Genomic DNA, 14,939 nt, shown 5'->3' on the forward strand with positions numbered 1-14,939 from the left:
TGGCCGGGACGACGTGCGCCGCGGTGCCCGTGCCGCCGACCCAGCCGTAACGGCCTTCTGACACAGGTGGCAGCGCTGGGTTCGGCGCCGGCAGCGGTGCTCAGGGACTTCTGGCGGTACGCGACGGACCGGGCCGGCAGCCAACTGGCAGGCAGGCGGGCTGTGACCAGGGCAGCGCGCACAGGCCGGGACTGGCCGGCCAATGGATGCGTTCGCCGCTTCCTCTCGGGAGGCGGCCCCGCGCTGCGACCGCGCGCCGACACGGCCGCGTGGACGATGGGGACGACGCGGCTCGGAGCAGGCCCCTACGGTTACAGCTCCACGGCGGCGGTGGGTGTTGTGTTGTCCAGCGCCTGTTGCGCCCGGGCGGTCACCGTCCGGGTGAAGGCGTTGAGCGCGTCGAGGTCTACGGTGGTGCCATCGTCGTCAGCGATGATGACCCGCACCAGGATGCTCTTGCAGCGGACCACCGAGAGTCCCTGCGTCAGGTGCACACCGAGGCCGGGCACGGTGCCGTGCATGGTGACGGCCGACGACTCGTCACCGTAGGACGGCAGCGTCGCCTGCGACACCTGCTTCGCCTCGTTGCTGTCGGCGTTTTCCGCCTCCACCCCCACGAAGCCCTCGGCCGCCGCGGCCACCGAGGGGTATGCCAGAACCTCGACATGCACCTTGTTGTAACTCGCCCCGGGCCCCGGGTCGTATCCCGACTGCAGGTCGAGGACCGAGCCCTGCTTGCAGATGTAGTGGGACTGCCCGTCCGTGGAAATGCCGACGCGGCGGGTGGGGCACTGCTCGGTCGTCGGTGAGCCGCTCGCGACGGCCCAGCCCTGCGGCAGGCTTGCTGCGTCCGGGAGGATCTGCCGGCCCGCGTCACTCACCACCGGGGCCGCACCGCCCGGTGGGGCGGAGGCCGACCGGGAAGGCGTCGCCGCAGGAGACGTCGCGCCGGACGGTGCCCCGGCCGCCGAGCGGGGGGAATCGTCACCGGTGAACACCTGCACGCCCTCGTAGAGTCCCAGGGTCAGCAGCGCAATCATCAGGGCCGCGATCCCGGTGAGGGATGCGCGGGTGGCGCGGGTGTTGGTGATGGTCAGCGGGCCCAGCGAGATCTGGCTGTTCCGTACCTTGCTGCCGCCCCCGATGATGATGCTGCCGGTGTACTGGGGGTTGACGACGGGCGCGGGTGGCGCATCCGGCGGCGGGCCGGCGAGCGCGACAGTCAGGCGGGTCCGGAAATCGGGATCGGCGGCCAACGCTTCCCGGATCGCCTCCTGCAACCCGTGCACGGCCGAGGGATCCGCGGGGTCGGCGCTCACCCCCTGCAGGGCGGCGCGACCTTCCTCGGAAGTACCCAGTCGCGCCCGCACGAGGTCACCCACTGCCCGGCCCGCCTCGGTTCCTGCCGCGGTGGCCGCCCCTGTCGCCAGACTGGTCAGTATCTGTACGGCGGACAAGGCCATGCTCCCTGCCGCATCCATGTGGCACCTCCTGGGCCGTCGCTTTCGGATTTTGCCGGGGCGGGGCCCTCTACTCGGCCCGTTCCATTCGGCTGAGGACCGCGCGCCGTGCCCGGGCGCGGTCGCTGTCCTGTGAGAGCTGGGGAAGACAGGAGCTCAGTCTGCGGACGGTTCCCAGCTGAACGTTGTCCGCCCCGAGGGCGTCGATCACCGCGCCGACCGCGTGGAAGGCCCAGTACTGGTTGAAGGCCATGCCCTCCTGGACGGCCGCGTTCACCAGGGCCTGCAGGTGGCGCGGTTCGGGGCGGGCGTACAGGCGCGCGTACGCGGTGAGCCGCGTCCCCCCGTCCGGGGAGGCCAGGACGGCGTCCGTGTCGAACTCGGTCAGCTGTGGCGTGAGCCTGATCAACTCGGTGAAGATCTGCTCCTGGCGGTAGGTACGTGCCGGGCTCGGGGCCTCATTCCGGCGCAGAGCGGTGAACTCGCGGACGAGCCGCTCGACCAGCTCGGCCGCCGCATCGCCGGTCATGCCGTCGCCGACGGAGGTCACCAGGGCGACCCGCGCCTGGCGGCTCGCGTCGTCCACGGCCAGCCGGACCTCCTGGGCCTGCTGCTCGGCGGCCTCCACACGCTCCTCCAGCCGCCGGTACTGGAGCTTGGTTCCGCCGGGAAGCTCGATGCTCTCGAAGAGATGGCCGAGCCACGGGATCACCGCGATCGCGGCCAGGACGAGGGTGACACCGTCGATCTTCAGCTCCGGTTCGACGATGTGGACGACGCCCACCCCCACCGCCCCGATCGAGATCGCGGAGGCTATCCGCCACTTCCACCGTCCCTCGGACGCACTCATCCGGCCCCCGCCCCCTGATTCCGGCACGTGCCCAGCATTTCAGAGACCCGCAGCCGGGCGGCGCGGGCCTCGCGAAACCCGAAAGAGACAGCCTGGCCTTCGTGCCCCGAGACAACCACAGCCCCAGCAACAGCGCCAGGACGCCTGCAGCCCCCTCACGCGGCGACCAAGGGCGCTCCCTGCTGGAAGCTCAGCAAGCCGGCGCGTCCGGCGTGGGCCACCGAGCGCGGACCGGTCCGGGAACGCCGCCGTGGGCCCGGGCCCCTGCTATCCCGTCCGCACCCGCGGGCCGGAGGAGGGCTGCACCGTATGGCCGTGGCGGTGGTCGCTGGGGGACAGGCCGTAAGCCGCCTTGAAGGCACGGGTGAACGCGGAGGCGTGCGTGAACCCGCAGCGTGCGGCCACGGCCTGGATGGGCAGGGCGCGCAGGGCCGGGTCGGCGAGGTCGTTGTAGGCCTTGGACAACCGTTGGTGACGGATGAAGGCGACGAGGGTCGTGCCGTGCGAGTCGCGGGTGAAGAGCCGGTGCAGATAACTGACCGAGACGTGGTGCGCCGCGGCGATCGTCGGCGGGGTCAGTCCCGGGTCGTGGAGGTGGTGCCGGATGAACGCCCGTACGTCGTGCAGCATGGCCCGGTGCCGGGTCTCCGCCGGCAGGCTGTCCTCGTCGTCGAGCTCCCTCGCCAGGTAGGCGGAGAGCAGGTCGATGACCACGCCTCCCAGGCGGGTGGCCTCGTCGGGCCGCAGAGTGGGCAGTTGGCGATCCAGACCGAGCAGGAACGATGTGAGCAGAACGCCCGAGCCCTGGTCCGCCGGCAGGGCTCGGCCGAGGAGACGGTGGACCCTGCGCGCGGGCAGCGGCAGCAGTGACACCGGGAGGTCGATGCCGATTCCCTCGGTGCGGGGGTGCTCCGCTCCGGTGCCGGGCGCGGCGGAGAACCGGGAGTCGTACGGCTGTGAGCTGGTCACCAGGTGGAGGTGGCCGGGTGCGAGGTGCTGCGTGGGCCCGGTGCCCGACGTCACCGCGCCGGAACCCGCCGTGACCATGGTGAGGTGGTAGAGCTCCGGGTCGGACCGGCGGATCATCCGCACGGTCCGCCTGACCCGTATGGACGGGAACGCCGTTCCCAGCACGACCGCCGGCCCCAACTGCGCCTGTCGGACGGTGGCCGTGAAGACGGAGGCGTGGTCGCTGGTCATGTCGGCGGCCCGGGACTGGCCCATGACCTGCCGCCAGCGATCGAAGCAGTCGGCGTCGCCGGCCCCGTCCGGGGCGCCGCCGCCCTGCCCGACGGTCTCGTGCGAACCGCCGCTCGTGTCCGAACCGCCGCTGCCGGCCGTGGCTGTCGCCCTCGGCATGGTGCCTCCGTCGCTGTGATGTTCCTGCCGTGTGAGGGTCAACACGGCTCACAGGCTGAGCGGTTCGCGAGGCCCGGCGGGACGGCCGCCGTCCGACGGTGCCGAAGTGGAACGTTTGTAGACGGAATGTTAATGCGCGTCGACCCGGCGTCAACGCGGGCCCCGTGCTGTCCTGGCAGGGTTCTCTCGCGGCCGCCGATCATGGACGGCCCAGGGAAGGGGCGACCGCCTGAGACGGGTGCCGGCGCCCTCACTTCCCCGCCGATATCGGGGGTGCGGGGAATGGAAGGTGCCGGCTTCCCTGCGCGACCTGATGCGTTTCCGCAGGGTCAGGTGCTGACGGGGTTCAGCCGTACCGGCAGTGCGGTGTGGCCGTTGCTGATCAGCGACGGGAGGGGCACCAACTCGGCCGCTTCACAGGCGAGTTCGAGTCGGGGGAAGCGAGTGAAGAGCAGGCGCAAACTGGTGGCGACCTCGATGCGCGCCAAGGGTGCGCCGAGGCAGAAGTGAACGCCGTGGCCGAACGCGAGGTGGTCCTTGCTCGGGCGGCGTACGTCGAAGGCGTCGGCGGTGTCACCGTGCCAGCGGGGGTGACGGTTGGCGGCGGCGTAGGACGCGAGGATGGCGTCGCCGCGCACGATGGTCTGCCCGTCGGGCAGCTCGATGTCGGTGATGGCGTAGCGCAGCGGGAGGTGTTTGACGGCCGGCTCCAGGCGGAGCGTCTCCTCGACCACGTTGCCCCAGCTCGCGCCTCCACTCTGGACGAGGCGCAGTTGGTCGCGGTGGCACAACAGCAGGCTGATGGCCTGGTCGATGACGTTGACCGTGGTCTCGTATCCGGCGCTGATCATGAGGAGGAGGGTGTCGCGCAGCTCGGCGCCGGACAGCCCGTCGCCGTCGCCGCGGTCGTCGCCGTCCTCGTCCCGGGTGGCGATGAGGAGGGAGGTCAGGTCCTCGCCCGGGTGCTCTCGACGGGCCTCGATGAGCTCGTCCAGCATGCCGTACAGCACCTTGGTGTTGGCGGCCTGCTGGGCCGTGGTGAGGGTGGTGTCGAAGACGCCGTCCACGGTGCTGCGAAATGCGGTGCGTTGATCGTCGGGGACCCCCATGAGGTGTCCGATGACGGCGATCGGCAGAGGATAGGCGAGGTGCTCGCGCAGATCCACGACTGCACCGGCGGGCAGCGCGTCGAGGTCGTCGAGGATCGCCGTGACGAGGTCCTCGACGACGGTGGTGAGGCCGGCGATGCGGCGGGCCGTGAAGGCCGGGGCCACGAGCTGCCGCAGGCGCCGGTGGTTGGCGCCGTAGGCGGTGAACATGTTGGACACGCCGATCCACAGGCTCAGCGGCCAGGTCTGGACGACCTGCTCGAAGGAGGGCCAGTGCGCCGGGCCGTCCTTGGAGACGCGGGGGCTGGTGAGTAATTCCTTGAGCAGGACGGGATCGCTGATGGACCAGGCGGGCACACCGAGGACGTCGACGAGGACCGCCGCGCCGTGGGAGCGCAGCAGCTGGTGCTCGGTGTGGTGGTCCGCACCGGTGGGGTCCAGCACAACCGGGGTTGCGGGAACGGGAGTTGTGGGCTTGGGGGTTGTCACGATGGGCTCCTGGGGGTTCCGGGCTTCTGGGTAGGGGGTTCGGGGTTTTTGGGCGGCGTCGGGTGCGGGGGAGGGGGCCGGCAGATGACCAGGGGGGGAGTTTTCGCGGGTGTGGGCAGGGGGGGGCAGGCCGTCGCTGTCGATCGGTTGCGACGAGGGCGAGTGGTGGACGGAGGAGGGTCGAGGACGGCGGCGATGTCGGCCACTGCCAGGACGCTTGTGGCATTGGGGGCCAGAGACAGGATCCGGCGTTGGACGGGTCCGAGCAAGGGGAACATTCCGGTCGGGCCTACGCCACAATCACCATGTGTCGGCGGGCGTTGGGTGTCGGGGATTCCGGGGCCGATAACAGGAGGACGTCGGGTGATTCGGCCGGACACAATACGGCCATGGTTGATCACGTCGGTGCTGCTTCACGCCCGGATTTCCGCACTAAGCCGTCGCTGCGAGGGGAACAGGTGCTGCTCCGGCCGGTCACGGTGGACGATGTGCCTGCGCTGATGCCGATGCTTCTGGACGCGGAAGTCTCACGGCTGACCGGCAATCACAGTGATGGTGTGCCCGATGAGAGCAAAATCCTTACCTGGTACGGCAGTCGAAGGGCGCAGGATGACCGGTTGGACCTTGCCGTGGTTGAGGTGGCGACAGGGAGCGTCGTCGGCGAAGTGGTCCTCAACGAGTGGGATCCAGGCAACGAAAGTTGCAACTTCCGCATCTGCCTGGTGCCGGGCACCTATGGATCCGGCCTGGGGACGGAGGCGGCCCGTCTGGTCGTTGGGTACGGCTTCGAAAGGCTGGGGCTGCACCGCATCTCGCTGGAGGTCTACGCGTTCAACGCGCGCGCCCGCAGAGCGTACGAGAAGGTGGGGTTCGTCGCCGAGGGCGTACTGCGCGACGCGCTGCTCTGGGAGGGGGATCGGGTGGACGCGACGGTGATGTCGATCCTGGCGCCGGAGTGGTTCGAGCACGGCGGGCATCCGGAAACAACCGGTCACACCTCGGCCTGACCATCGGCGTCGTATCGCTGGTCGGCGGTCACACCTCGGCCTGACCACCGGCGTCGTATCGCCGGCCGCAGGGCTGGTGGCGGCTCGGTCCGGAAGGGTGCAGCCGGCATTCCCCGGTGTCTCGGCATCAGTCCCTGTGGCAGTCATGATGCGGAACGTCCTCCTCACCCGTTCAGGGCGGCTGCTTCCTTCCCCGCGACCTCTGGGTGTGCCTGCCGGTTGCGCTGGTGGCGTTGTGCCCAACGGACGGCAAGTGGTGATGCCAGGCCCGTCAGGGCGAACAGGGCGCCCGCGACGTACCATCCGGGGCGGCCCCACGTGATGCAGAGGGAGATGAGCAGCGCCGGGCCGAGGGCTTCGGCCAGTCCCGCGCCGAGGCCGAACACGCCGAGGTACTGACCGGTGGCGTGCTGCGGGGCGAGGGCGAAGGACACTTCGAAGCCCGCCCCGGAGTGCCACAGCTCGCCGATCGTGTGAATCACCATCGCGGTCACGAGCAGCACGGCGGCGGCCCAGGCCGATATCCCCGCGGACAGGGAGATCAACGAGCAGGAGAAGAGGAACGCCACGCCTGCTCGCCGGTATGCGGCTCCGCCTGCCGTAGGGGAGTTGATGCTGCGGCTGGCTCGCATCTGGAACGCGATCACGATGACGGTGTTGGTGAGCATGGTGCCCGAGATGAGCCAGCGCGGGGCGGTGGTGGCCGTGACCAGCCAGAGGGGCACCGCCACGGTGAGCACCTTGAACTGGACGGCCATGACGCCGTCGAGGGCGGTGAGCAGGAGGTAGGGACGGTCCCGCAGGGCGACCAAGCGAGGACCGGCGGAGGTCGGGACGGGCGCGACCGACGGCAGGCGGATCAGGACTGCTGCGGAAGCCGCGAAGGCGACCGCGTTGCCCATGACCAGGACTCGGTAGGCGGGGAGGGTGCCCACCTGGACGGCCCAGCCCGCCAAGAGGGCGCCGAGGGAGATCCCCACGTTGGTCACGGCGCGGAGGTACGCGCGGAAGGCCTGCGGCCGGTCCCCTCCGAAGTGCCGGATGAGCGGACTGCGTGCCGCCAGGCCGGCCGCTTTGGCGCCCATCGCCGCGCCCACCGCGAGGGCGAACACCCAGAAGCTGTCTGCCAGTAGGAAGCCGGCGGTGGCCAACGCCTGCACGACGAGGGTGATCGCATAGACACCACGTGCTCCGTGCCGGTCCGCGAGATGACCGACAGCGATGCCCACGGCCAGCGAGAGGACACCGGCGATGCCGAGGCCCAGGCCCACCTGGGCGGCCGGTAACCGAACGGCCTCGGTGAAGTACAGGACTCCAGCGGTCAGATAGAGGCCACTGCCCACCGTGTAGATGAAGTTCGAGGCGGCGAGGACGCGCTGGGGCCCGGCTTCTGGCATCAAAGGCATGAGGGAGGCTCCGCAGCCCGAGTCGACAGTAAGGAGTGACGTAGCATTGCGCATCTTACGTGCAATGGCAACAGGGTTGCAGCAGCGGGGGAGTGTCTGGTGGTCATCTGCCTTAGCACGTAAGGGAGTTACTGCGACAGAACCTCTCTGGCGCGGCCGTGACGCGCTGTGGGCGGGCGGGGGACAGTAGACATACGCGGGCTAACGGGCGGGCCGCCACTCCATGAGAAGGCTGCTGCCCTCTCGCGCCACGGGGGCAAAGCCCGCCTTCTCCCAGGCGCGCACGGCCCGGACGTTGGTCGCCACCGGATCCACGGTCACGCGCCGCCAACCAAGGTCCAGCCACAGATGTGTGAGCAGGGCATGAGCAGCGTCCGGTCCGAGTCCCCGCCCCCGTGCCCCGGCCGTGAGCACCAGGTCGATTCCGCCCTCTGTCGCGGCGGCGTGCCAGTACTGCGCGTAGCCCACGGCCGTCCCCTGCGCGTACACCAGGAACGACTCCACCTGCGGGCGGCGCCGCCCCACGTACTTCTCGGCAACCTGTTGACGTGACAGGGGTACCCCGCCCCAGTTCTCCACGAACTCGGGGTCGGCGAACCACGAGGCCAGCAGGTCGAGGTCGTCGTCGGTCGTCGGCACAAGGCGCGTCAGCACACCTTCGAGCGCGATGCCACCGGTCATCCGACCACCCCCTTCACAGGTCATACGTGCACCAGCCGGTCCATGGTCACGCGGCGTACGTGGCCGCAGCAAGTGGACCAGAGGCGCAACTCACCGGCACCACCAGCACTTCCGTACCGGTTCGCAGGACTCCGGTCCGCGTCCTGCACAAGTCGGCGGCGCCGGGGGCGAGGGGTGCTACTCCTGGTCGTCCCTGGACTCGTCCTCGTCGTACGGGTCACGCTTCACTGAACGGACCAGGAGGGCGATCAGGACGACGATGCCGAGAACCACGAGCGCGCCCCAAAGTCCCGAGGCCCAGGGCCCGCCGTCGTTGGCGAACCGGGTGATCACGCCGTGAGCCCGAGCGGGCCGCGTACCCGCCGTGCCTCGCCGAACCGGGACGCCTGCCGGACGGGACGGACGCCGTTCACTCCTGGCCCCCGATGTCGTCGCCCACGACGTGGATCGGACGGCTGTAGGCGTCGATCATGCCCTGACTGCTGACGCGGACCAGGTACTCGCCGGGCGGAGTGCCGGCCGGAACGGTGGGTATTGACTCGGCGCAGCACTCGGCCCAGCACGCTCATCGCCCCTCGCGGCCGAACGGCGTCAACCGGCATGGAATCTCCTCTCCTGACCAGGTCACGCACCACTACGCCCCCACGGTAGAGAACGGGCAAGGCGCGCGTATCGGCTGAAAGGACGAGCGCCTGGGCGGGCATGGTGGCCGTCCCGCGTGTCGGGAGCGAGCCTCGCGAATGACAGGTCAGTGCGTTCAGGTCGTGGAAGGCTGTGTGCCATGAACACCGAGTGCGAGGATCCGGCCGCTCTTGTCGTACTGGCCAATTTCGAGTCTCCGCTGGCGGTCGGTGCGCGTGAGGTGTCGATCCAGCGCCAGTGGTCGCAGCAGGCGCCGCGCAAGTTGTGGCTGACGCGGCCCGGCGATGTGGTGATCACCCCGGTACCGATCAGCGAACCTTTCCGTCGCTACGTCGCAGAACGGCTGGGCACACCCCGAAACTCGGTCAGGGTTGTCACGCTGCCGGACACGCCGGGCCTGCCGATGTCCCAAGCGCTGAAGGGGCAGGGGCTCCTGCGACCCCTGCGTGCCATGGTTCGCGACGCTCCGGGGGCGCGGCTGCTCCCGACGGCGCTGGACGCGGCCTCCATAGCTCTCGCCGCGGACCTCGACATCCCCGTCCTTCCCTACGAAGCAGGTAGGCCGCGTCCCGATGTTCTGCGGGCGGTGGCCGAACTGAACACGAAGTCCGGCTTCCGTATCCGCGCCGGGCAACTCGCCCTGCGCCTGCCCCACGGGGTGGTGTGCACGGGCGCGCAGCTCGGCCGCGTCATCGGGGAACTCCTGAGCACGTACGAAGAAGTGGTCGTCAAGCCCGACCGCTCCGCCGGCGGCCACGGCCTGCGCTTCGTCACCCGAAACGACCGGTCGCGGCCGGCACCGCCCCCGCACAGCCGATGGGTTGTGGAACGGTACGTGGCCGACGCGCGGGCCGTCAGCGCACAGGGCGAGGTGACCGCTGCCGGCGTCGAGGTCCCCTACGACGGGGAGATGCGCATGAGTGGCGGATCCTTCACCGGTTACCGCGCGCCTCTCGACGACCTGCCGGAAAAGACCCGCGAGGAATTGGCGGGCTGGACCCGGGCGCTGGGTCGGCACCTGGCGGCGACCGGCTACCGGGGCCCCTACAGCCTGGACGCCGTGGCCGACCGGAGCGGAACCTTGTACGCGCTGGAGTGCAACGTCCGGCGCACCGCGACGACCACGGCCCACGCGCTCGTGACGCGTCTGACCCGTGCCGGCCACCCGGCGCCGGCCTGGTCCACCGGAACCGTCAGGACCGGCTCGCGGCTCTCCTTCGACAGGGCGGTCGCCCGACTGGACAAAGCCGGTCTCGACTTCCGGCCCGGCGATGTCGAGGGCGTACTCCTGTACACCGATCGTCCGAAGGACGGTCGCGGCTGGCGGTACGCGGCCCTCGCCCCCGACCGCGCCCGCCTTGCCGAGCTGGAGGCTCGGCTGACAGCGGCTCTGGGGTCTGCGCAGGGCGGGCCGAAGGGGAGGAATTGAGAGGGGTGCCTGGCTGGGCCCGGCTCCCGCTGCCGGGTTGCTCCGGGCCGTGCAGCTGGCCGACGGTCGCCGTCACATCCACCCGTTGCAGGAGCGCCACGGCCGTGCCCTGCCCACGCCCCCGGCCATGGGCGCCGCGTCTACAGAGCCCACCAGCAGTACAGGCGTCGCTGCCCGGCGCCGGCACGGGCTGCCAGCGTGGACAGCAGGATCAGCACTTCGTCGGCGGTGTCGCCGGTGACCCCAGAGGCCCGGAGCTCGTCCGTCTCGGCCCACGCAGCAGCGGCGTCGGCCAAACCTTGGTGCGACGCTGAAGCCAAGGCCTCTTGGAGGGTGTCGGAAAGGCTGATGATGAACGCGCTCTCGTGGTCGGGAGACGAGAGAATCCGGCCAGCGCGGGGACGGGCCGACGCCTCGTCGTAGGTGCAGCCGGTGAGGATCGCCTCAAGTGAGGCCATCGTCACGCACGGATCGATACCCGCGAGGGGAACCACGTCGAACCCTGAAGCGCCGGGGCCGCCGGGCTGGTCGAGAATGCCGACGGCCGCATCGTCGTGGGGAGCTGAGAAGTAGTCACACATGGGCATGCCACGATGCTTGCACGCGACACTGACAACCACCCGCACCCGATGGTGCCGGCACTCACGCAACGCCCGTTCCAATTGCAGGTCACCTGCCCTCCATCGCCCATGCGTCAACGAACCGGCATCGCCCCTGAGAGGCCCAGAAGTGCGAACTCCATTGCAGGACAGGTCAGTTCATGACGACAAATCCTGACCCCGCCGAGGCGATCCACTCCTCGGAATCATTTGACGACGAGTCTCAGGGGGACGTCTCAGGTGTTTGCGCGGTCGATGTCAGTGGTGGCTGCCACGATGGGCGCTACCACATCGATATGCCGGCCCTTCGCCGGCTATCGCTCGCTGCTCACTCGGAAGGCCATCATGAGCTGGGACGTGCTGCTCCTCCGCCTGCCCGCTGGGGTCACTGCGGTACAGGACATACCCGACGGCTTCAGTCCGCCCCCGATGGGCTGGACGGCGGACGTCGTTGCGACCCTGCGGGCGACGGTTCCCGACGTCGACCTCACGGACCCCGCATGGGGAGAACTACCCGGCCCCACTTGGAACATGGAGCTCAATATCGGTTCCAGTGACCCCGTGGACTCGATCATGCTGCACATCCGGGGCTATGGAGACGACGTGCTCGACTTCATAGCCCGGATCGCGCACGCACTCGGCTGCGACGCGCTGGACATTTCCACGGGGGGTCTGGTCACCGCGCGAGAGGTGACAGGGTGGCATGGGTTCCAGGCGTATCGCGATCGCGTGGTCGGTGCTGACGAATGAACGCGTCGAGCGGCAACGGCATTGGCCGGAGCGTCTACCGCAAATGCTTGACGAGGTTGGGGTGCTGGTTGGGGTGGCATCCCTGCTGAGTCTTGTTGGTCACGCCGGGGCGGGGAGCGGATTCCGCCCGCCCCCATGGGCATCAGCACCGCTGAATATGGCTGGCTGGGGCACCGACACCATCGCTGCGGTCCCGGCCGCCGAAGGCCGATGGAGGGGAAGCCCCGCGTCTTGCACGCGCGCTCGGTGCGTCAGGAAGCTGGGCATGGTGGGGGAGCCAGGTCCAGCGCACGCGCCAGTGCAGTGGTGACCGCCGCCGCATGGGTCGGCAGATGTTCCTCGGCCCAGGTCGCGGCGAGATCGAGGAAGTCGCGCAGGTCTTGCTGGGCGCCGGCGACGAGCCCGCGCACCTGATCCGCCGGCAACTCGGTCACGGGGTTGCCGGCGGCCGCGTGAGCGTCGAGCGTGAGCCGGACGATGTCGTCGACGCGTTCGGCCGTCGAGGACGGATCGTGGCCGAAGTAGGCGCAGCCGGCGCCGTCGAGCACGTCGAGCCAGTCCCGCCAGGCTTCCAGGCCGTTGCAACAGCCCGGCTCGATGAGGACGGTGTCCGTGGCGTCGTCAGTCACCCGGAATCCGCCGGCGGCGAGCAGGTCGGGCTGGGTGAGCAGCCCGTGCAGGAAGCTCGCGAGCGCGTCGGGCTCGCGCGCCCCGTCTCCCTCTTCTCCCTTTTCCGGGGCGATGCCGTTGCAGTCGGCGATTCGCATGACGGCCGTGCCGGTCTCCGCCGACGTCAGCTTCCCGTGCAGCACGAGGTAGCCGTAGGACGAGTGCGCGCTGACCGGCCAGAGCTCGAAGTCGTCGGAGGCGAAGATCTCCAGGACGGGTTGCATGACAATCACATGCGGATCATGCAGGACCCGCGGGTGTGTCGCCACGTTTTTCCGCTGCGGCCCCGAGCCCTCGCCGCCCGCAACCGGCATGGCGAGGTGCACCTGCGGGGCCGATGCGACTGCTGGCGGGCTGAAGTCCCCTTTCCCCAGGCCTTGTTGGCGCCCCGAACCCGAGGTGACCAATTGCGCGATGCGCGCTGCCCCGGTGGCGCGCCGCGCGGCGGACCGACGCGTCGACCAAGCGGCGCACCTCGATGCCTCGACGACTTGAGGTGCGAGGTGAAAGCGGTCCGTGTGTGAACGGGACGTCAGGCCTTGTGCTGCTCCCCGGCATGGTGGCGATCGATGAATGCGGTGAGCGCGTCCACAGTGGCCTCCGGTTGCTCGTCGGGGATGAAGTGTCCCGCCTCTGGGATGACGACGCCGGTGGCGTTGTTCGCCCACGGCTTGAGGGAGGCGGCCATGTCGGGGATGGAGCCGTGCGAGCTGGAGATTCCCAGGACGGGAAGGGTCAGGGGCCCTCGTCGTGCGAGGGCGTCGTGGTTTTCGCGCGCCGAATCCGCGGCGTCGCGGTAGTAGCCCAGGGACGCGGCGAGGCGGCCGTCGGCCGCGAGGGCTGCGGCGTAGTGGTCGATCTCGGCGTCGTTGAAGGCGTCGGCAGACAGGGCCTTGGCCTTCAGGAACCAGGCGACGTACTCGCGTTCGCGACCGGAGAGCAGGGTTTCGGGTAGGTCGGGCACGAGGTGGAAGGCGAAGTGCCAAGTCTTCCAAGCCCGTTCGGGGTCCGTCGGGATGGCGGACGGGAGGGAGACCCCGGGGATGCCGGCGTCGAGCAGAGCGAGACCGCGCAGGCGCTCCTCGTGGTCCAGGGCCAGTGAGAAGGCGACCCAGGCCCCGATGTCGTGGGCGACGAGCCAGTACTCCGGCACGTCGAGACGAGTGAGCGCGCTCTGTATGTGGGAGGCCATCGTGTGGGTGTCGTAGCTTCCCGGGGAGCAGTCGGAGTGGCCCTGGCCCGGCAGGTCGATCGCGATGACATGGAACCGCTCGGCGAGGCGTGTCATCACCTTTCGCCAGGCCCACCAGGTCTGCGGAAAGCCCGCGAGCAGGACGACGGTAGGACCGACCGGGCGGCCACCCTGCACCGCGTGCAGCCGGATTCCTCCCGCGTCGATCCAGTCGTGGGTGAACCCGGCAAGCTCATGGAGCGGCAGCCCCGTCGGCGGAAGGCTCTGGTCGTGGGGGCTGCTCGGCGTGCTGGTGTCGTCGGTCATGGCCCGAGCCTAATGTATCCTGGACTGACCAGTTCAAGATGGGATGGATCAAGCCGTAGCGGCTGGTTCGGGAACGAGGTGCACTGGCTATGGCCGGGAAGAAGCAGTTCGACGTGGACGTCGCGCTCGACGCGGCGATGATCCAGTTCTGGCGGGCGGGATACGCCGACACCTCGGTGGACGACCTGTCCAGGGCCACCGGGTTGAACCGCAGCTCCCTCTACTCCTCGTTCGGCGACAAGGACTCGTTCTATCTGCGCTGCCTGGACCGTTACAGCGCCCGCTACGGAAGCAGATACGACGAGGCGCTCTCGCGCGCGTCCGGCGAACCGGTCCGGGCGCTGCGAGCGTTCTTCGAGGTCACCCTCCGGCGCATCGCCGACCCCGAGGTGCCTGACGGGTGTTTGATCGCCCAGACCGCGATGGCCGCGCCGGTGCTCAGCCCCGCCATCGCCGCACGTGCGCACGAGGCCCTGGGCTCTCAGCGTGCGCGACTGCGAGCCGCACTGGAGTCCACGCGGCTTCCCGTGGACGATGCGGACGCCTTCGCGGTGCACATGGCCGCCGTCAACCAGTCGCTGGCCGTGATGAGCCGGGCCAAGGCGAGCCAGAAGCAACTTCGCGCGGTCATCGACATCAGCATGGGCGCGCTGGCGCATGCCTTGACCGCCCAGGGCTGACAGCGTCGTAGGCACGGCCGAGCGCTCTCCCGGCACGGCCTGCGGCGCACGGGGCACCTGAGCGGTCCCCGGGAGCCGGCTCCCCTCTCGCGCTCTCGGAGGAGGTTCAGGCCCCAGAACATCGAGGGCAACGAGCTATGCCTCGGTACGGCCTCCGCCATGCGCAGCGACCAAGTCCCTTGTTCCGACAGGGGGTTCGCGCGGCCCCCGCCATGCGCTGCTGTTCCGTGCGGTCGCAGGGGGCGAGCCGAGGCCGACGCCGCCCCCGAAGAACGGGACGCAGGATCGACCTCGGACGACCACTCTCGTGG

General features: G+C 69.8%; 14 protein-coding genes. 4 read left to right on the forward strand and 10 right to left on the reverse strand.

Annotation, left to right across the window (positions count from 1 at the left end):
• Positions 1 to 311 precede the first annotated feature (311 nt).
• The 4 genes from ACGF3I_RS14910 to ACGF3I_RS14925 all read right to left on the reverse strand — a co-directional run bounded on the left by ACGF3I_RS14910 (position 312) and on the right by ACGF3I_RS14925 (position 5,270).
• Positions 312 to 1,457: a hypothetical protein gene (locus ACGF3I_RS14910; protein ID WP_393131890.1), complete on the reverse strand. Its 1,146-nt coding sequence runs from the start codon at positions 1,455 to 1,457 to the stop codon at positions 312 to 314.
• 73 nt (positions 1,458 to 1,530) lie between these two features.
• Positions 1,531 to 2,310 carry a hypothetical protein gene (locus tag ACGF3I_RS14915; RefSeq protein WP_393131892.1) on the reverse strand — a complete coding sequence of 260 codons (780 nt, stop codon included), beginning with the start codon at positions 2,308 to 2,310 and terminating at the stop codon, positions 1,531 to 1,533.
• A gap of 267 nt (positions 2,311 to 2,577) precedes the next feature.
• Positions 2,578 to 3,669 (reverse strand): helix-turn-helix domain-containing protein, encoded by a 1,092-nt coding sequence (locus tag ACGF3I_RS14920; protein ID WP_393131893.1) that lies wholly within the window; start codon positions 3,667 to 3,669, stop codon positions 2,578 to 2,580.
• A gap of 329 nt (positions 3,670 to 3,998) precedes the next feature.
• Positions 3,999 to 5,270: a cytochrome P450 gene (locus ACGF3I_RS14925; RefSeq protein WP_393132277.1), complete on the reverse strand. Its 1,272-nt coding sequence runs from the start codon at positions 5,268 to 5,270 to the stop codon at positions 3,999 to 4,001.
• A 386-nt stretch (positions 5,271 to 5,656) separates the two neighbouring features.
• Between ACGF3I_RS14925 and ACGF3I_RS14930 the strand changes: the two genes are divergently transcribed.
• Positions 5,657 to 6,274, forward strand: a complete 618-nt coding sequence (locus tag ACGF3I_RS14930) for a GNAT family N-acetyltransferase (RefSeq protein WP_393131895.1) — start codon at positions 5,657 to 5,659, stop codon at positions 6,272 to 6,274.
• 164 nt (positions 6,275 to 6,438) lie between these two features.
• On the opposite strand, the gene ACGF3I_RS14935 is transcribed toward ACGF3I_RS14930, so the two are convergent.
• The 3 genes from ACGF3I_RS14935 to ACGF3I_RS14945 all read right to left on the reverse strand — a co-directional run bounded on the left by ACGF3I_RS14935 (position 6,439) and on the right by ACGF3I_RS14945 (position 8,694).
• Positions 6,439 to 7,680 carry an MFS transporter gene (locus tag ACGF3I_RS14935; protein WP_393131897.1) on the reverse strand — a complete coding sequence of 414 codons (1,242 nt, stop codon included), beginning with the start codon at positions 7,678 to 7,680 and terminating at the stop codon, positions 6,439 to 6,441.
• A gap of 201 nt (positions 7,681 to 7,881) precedes the next feature.
• Complete coding sequence (locus ACGF3I_RS14940; protein ID WP_393131899.1) at positions 7,882 to 8,361, reverse strand: GNAT family N-acetyltransferase; 480 nt, start codon at positions 8,359 to 8,361, stop codon at positions 7,882 to 7,884.
• Between the two features lie 177 nt (positions 8,362 to 8,538).
• Positions 8,539 to 8,694 carry a hypothetical protein gene (locus tag ACGF3I_RS14945; protein ID WP_393131901.1) on the reverse strand — a complete coding sequence of 52 codons (156 nt, stop codon included), beginning with the start codon at positions 8,692 to 8,694 and terminating at the stop codon, positions 8,539 to 8,541.
• A 448-nt stretch (positions 8,695 to 9,142) separates the two neighbouring features.
• On the opposite strand from ACGF3I_RS14945, the gene ACGF3I_RS14950 reads away from it, so the two are divergent.
• Complete coding sequence (locus tag ACGF3I_RS14950) at positions 9,143 to 10,432, forward strand: peptide ligase PGM1-related protein (RefSeq protein ID WP_393131903.1); 1,290 nt, start codon at positions 9,143 to 9,145, stop codon at positions 10,430 to 10,432.
• Between the two features lie 140 nt (positions 10,433 to 10,572).
• Here the strand turns inward: ACGF3I_RS14950 and ACGF3I_RS14955 are convergent, their stop codons facing one another.
• A complete protein-coding gene (locus tag ACGF3I_RS14955) occupies positions 10,573 to 11,019 on the reverse strand; it encodes a hypothetical protein (protein ID WP_393131905.1) in 447 nt (148 codons plus the stop codon).
• Between the two features lie 357 nt (positions 11,020 to 11,376).
• Between ACGF3I_RS14955 and ACGF3I_RS14960 the strand changes: the two genes are divergently transcribed.
• Positions 11,377 to 11,781 carry a hypothetical protein gene (locus ACGF3I_RS14960; RefSeq protein WP_393131907.1) on the forward strand — a complete coding sequence of 135 codons (405 nt, stop codon included), beginning with the start codon at positions 11,377 to 11,379 and terminating at the stop codon, positions 11,779 to 11,781.
• 251 nt (positions 11,782 to 12,032) lie between these two features.
• Here the strand turns inward: ACGF3I_RS14960 and ACGF3I_RS14965 are convergent, their stop codons facing one another.
• Positions 12,033 to 12,674, reverse strand: a complete 642-nt coding sequence (locus tag ACGF3I_RS14965) for a hypothetical protein (RefSeq protein ID WP_393132279.1) — start codon at positions 12,672 to 12,674, stop codon at positions 12,033 to 12,035.
• A 308-nt stretch (positions 12,675 to 12,982) separates the two neighbouring features.
• Positions 12,983 to 13,948, reverse strand: a complete 966-nt coding sequence (locus tag ACGF3I_RS14970; RefSeq protein WP_393131909.1) for an alpha/beta fold hydrolase — start codon at positions 13,946 to 13,948, stop codon at positions 12,983 to 12,985.
• Positions 13,949 to 14,037: 89 nt separating this feature from the next.
• On the opposite strand from ACGF3I_RS14970, the gene ACGF3I_RS14975 reads away from it, so the two are divergent.
• Positions 14,038 to 14,628, forward strand: coding sequence for a TetR/AcrR family transcriptional regulator (locus ACGF3I_RS14975; protein ID WP_393131911.1), 591 nt, complete (start codon positions 14,038 to 14,040; stop codon positions 14,626 to 14,628).
• The last annotated feature ends 311 nt before the right edge of the window (positions 14,629 to 14,939 follow it).

It is taken from the genome of Streptomyces sp. NPDC048111 (genome assembly GCF_043202815.1).
Lineage (GTDB): Bacteria > Actinomycetota > Actinomycetes > Streptomycetales > Streptomycetaceae > Streptomyces.

What these genes read in the sequence shown, in the direction of transcription:
- ACGF3I_RS14920 (WP_393131893.1), bottom strand. Translation starts at nt 3,669, where the DNA reads ATGCCGAGGGCGACAGCCACGGCCGGCAGCGGCGGTTCGGACACGAGC.
- ACGF3I_RS14915 (WP_393131892.1), bottom strand. Translation starts at nt 2,310, where the DNA reads ATGAGTGCGTCCGAGGGACGGTGGAAGTGGCGGATAGCCTCCGCGATC.
- ACGF3I_RS14960 (WP_393131907.1), top strand. Translation starts at nt 11,377, where the DNA reads ATGAGCTGGGACGTGCTGCTCCTCCGCCTGCCCGCTGGGGTCACTGCG.
- ACGF3I_RS14955 (WP_393131905.1), bottom strand. Translation starts at nt 11,019, where the DNA reads ATGCCCATGTGTGACTACTTCTCAGCTCCCCACGACGATGCGGCCGTC.
- ACGF3I_RS14930 (WP_393131895.1), top strand. Translation starts at nt 5,657, where the DNA reads ATGGTTGATCACGTCGGTGCTGCTTCACGCCCGGATTTCCGCACTAAG.
- ACGF3I_RS14965 (WP_393132279.1), bottom strand. Translation starts at nt 12,674, where the DNA reads ATGCAACCCGTCCTGGAGATCTTCGCCTCCGACGACTTCGAGCTCTGG.
- ACGF3I_RS14940 (WP_393131899.1), bottom strand. Translation starts at nt 8,361, where the DNA reads ATGACCGGTGGCATCGCGCTCGAAGGTGTGCTGACGCGCCTTGTGCCG.
- ACGF3I_RS14935 (WP_393131897.1), bottom strand. Translation starts at nt 7,680, where the DNA reads ATGCCTTTGATGCCAGAAGCCGGGCCCCAGCGCGTCCTCGCCGCCTCG.
- ACGF3I_RS14950 (WP_393131903.1), top strand. Translation starts at nt 9,143, where the DNA reads ATGAACACCGAGTGCGAGGATCCGGCCGCTCTTGTCGTACTGGCCAAT.
- ACGF3I_RS14970 (WP_393131909.1), bottom strand. Translation starts at nt 13,948, where the DNA reads ATGACCGACGACACCAGCACGCCGAGCAGCCCCCACGACCAGAGCCTT.
- ACGF3I_RS14975 (WP_393131911.1), top strand. Translation starts at nt 14,038, where the DNA reads ATGGCCGGGAAGAAGCAGTTCGACGTGGACGTCGCGCTCGACGCGGCG.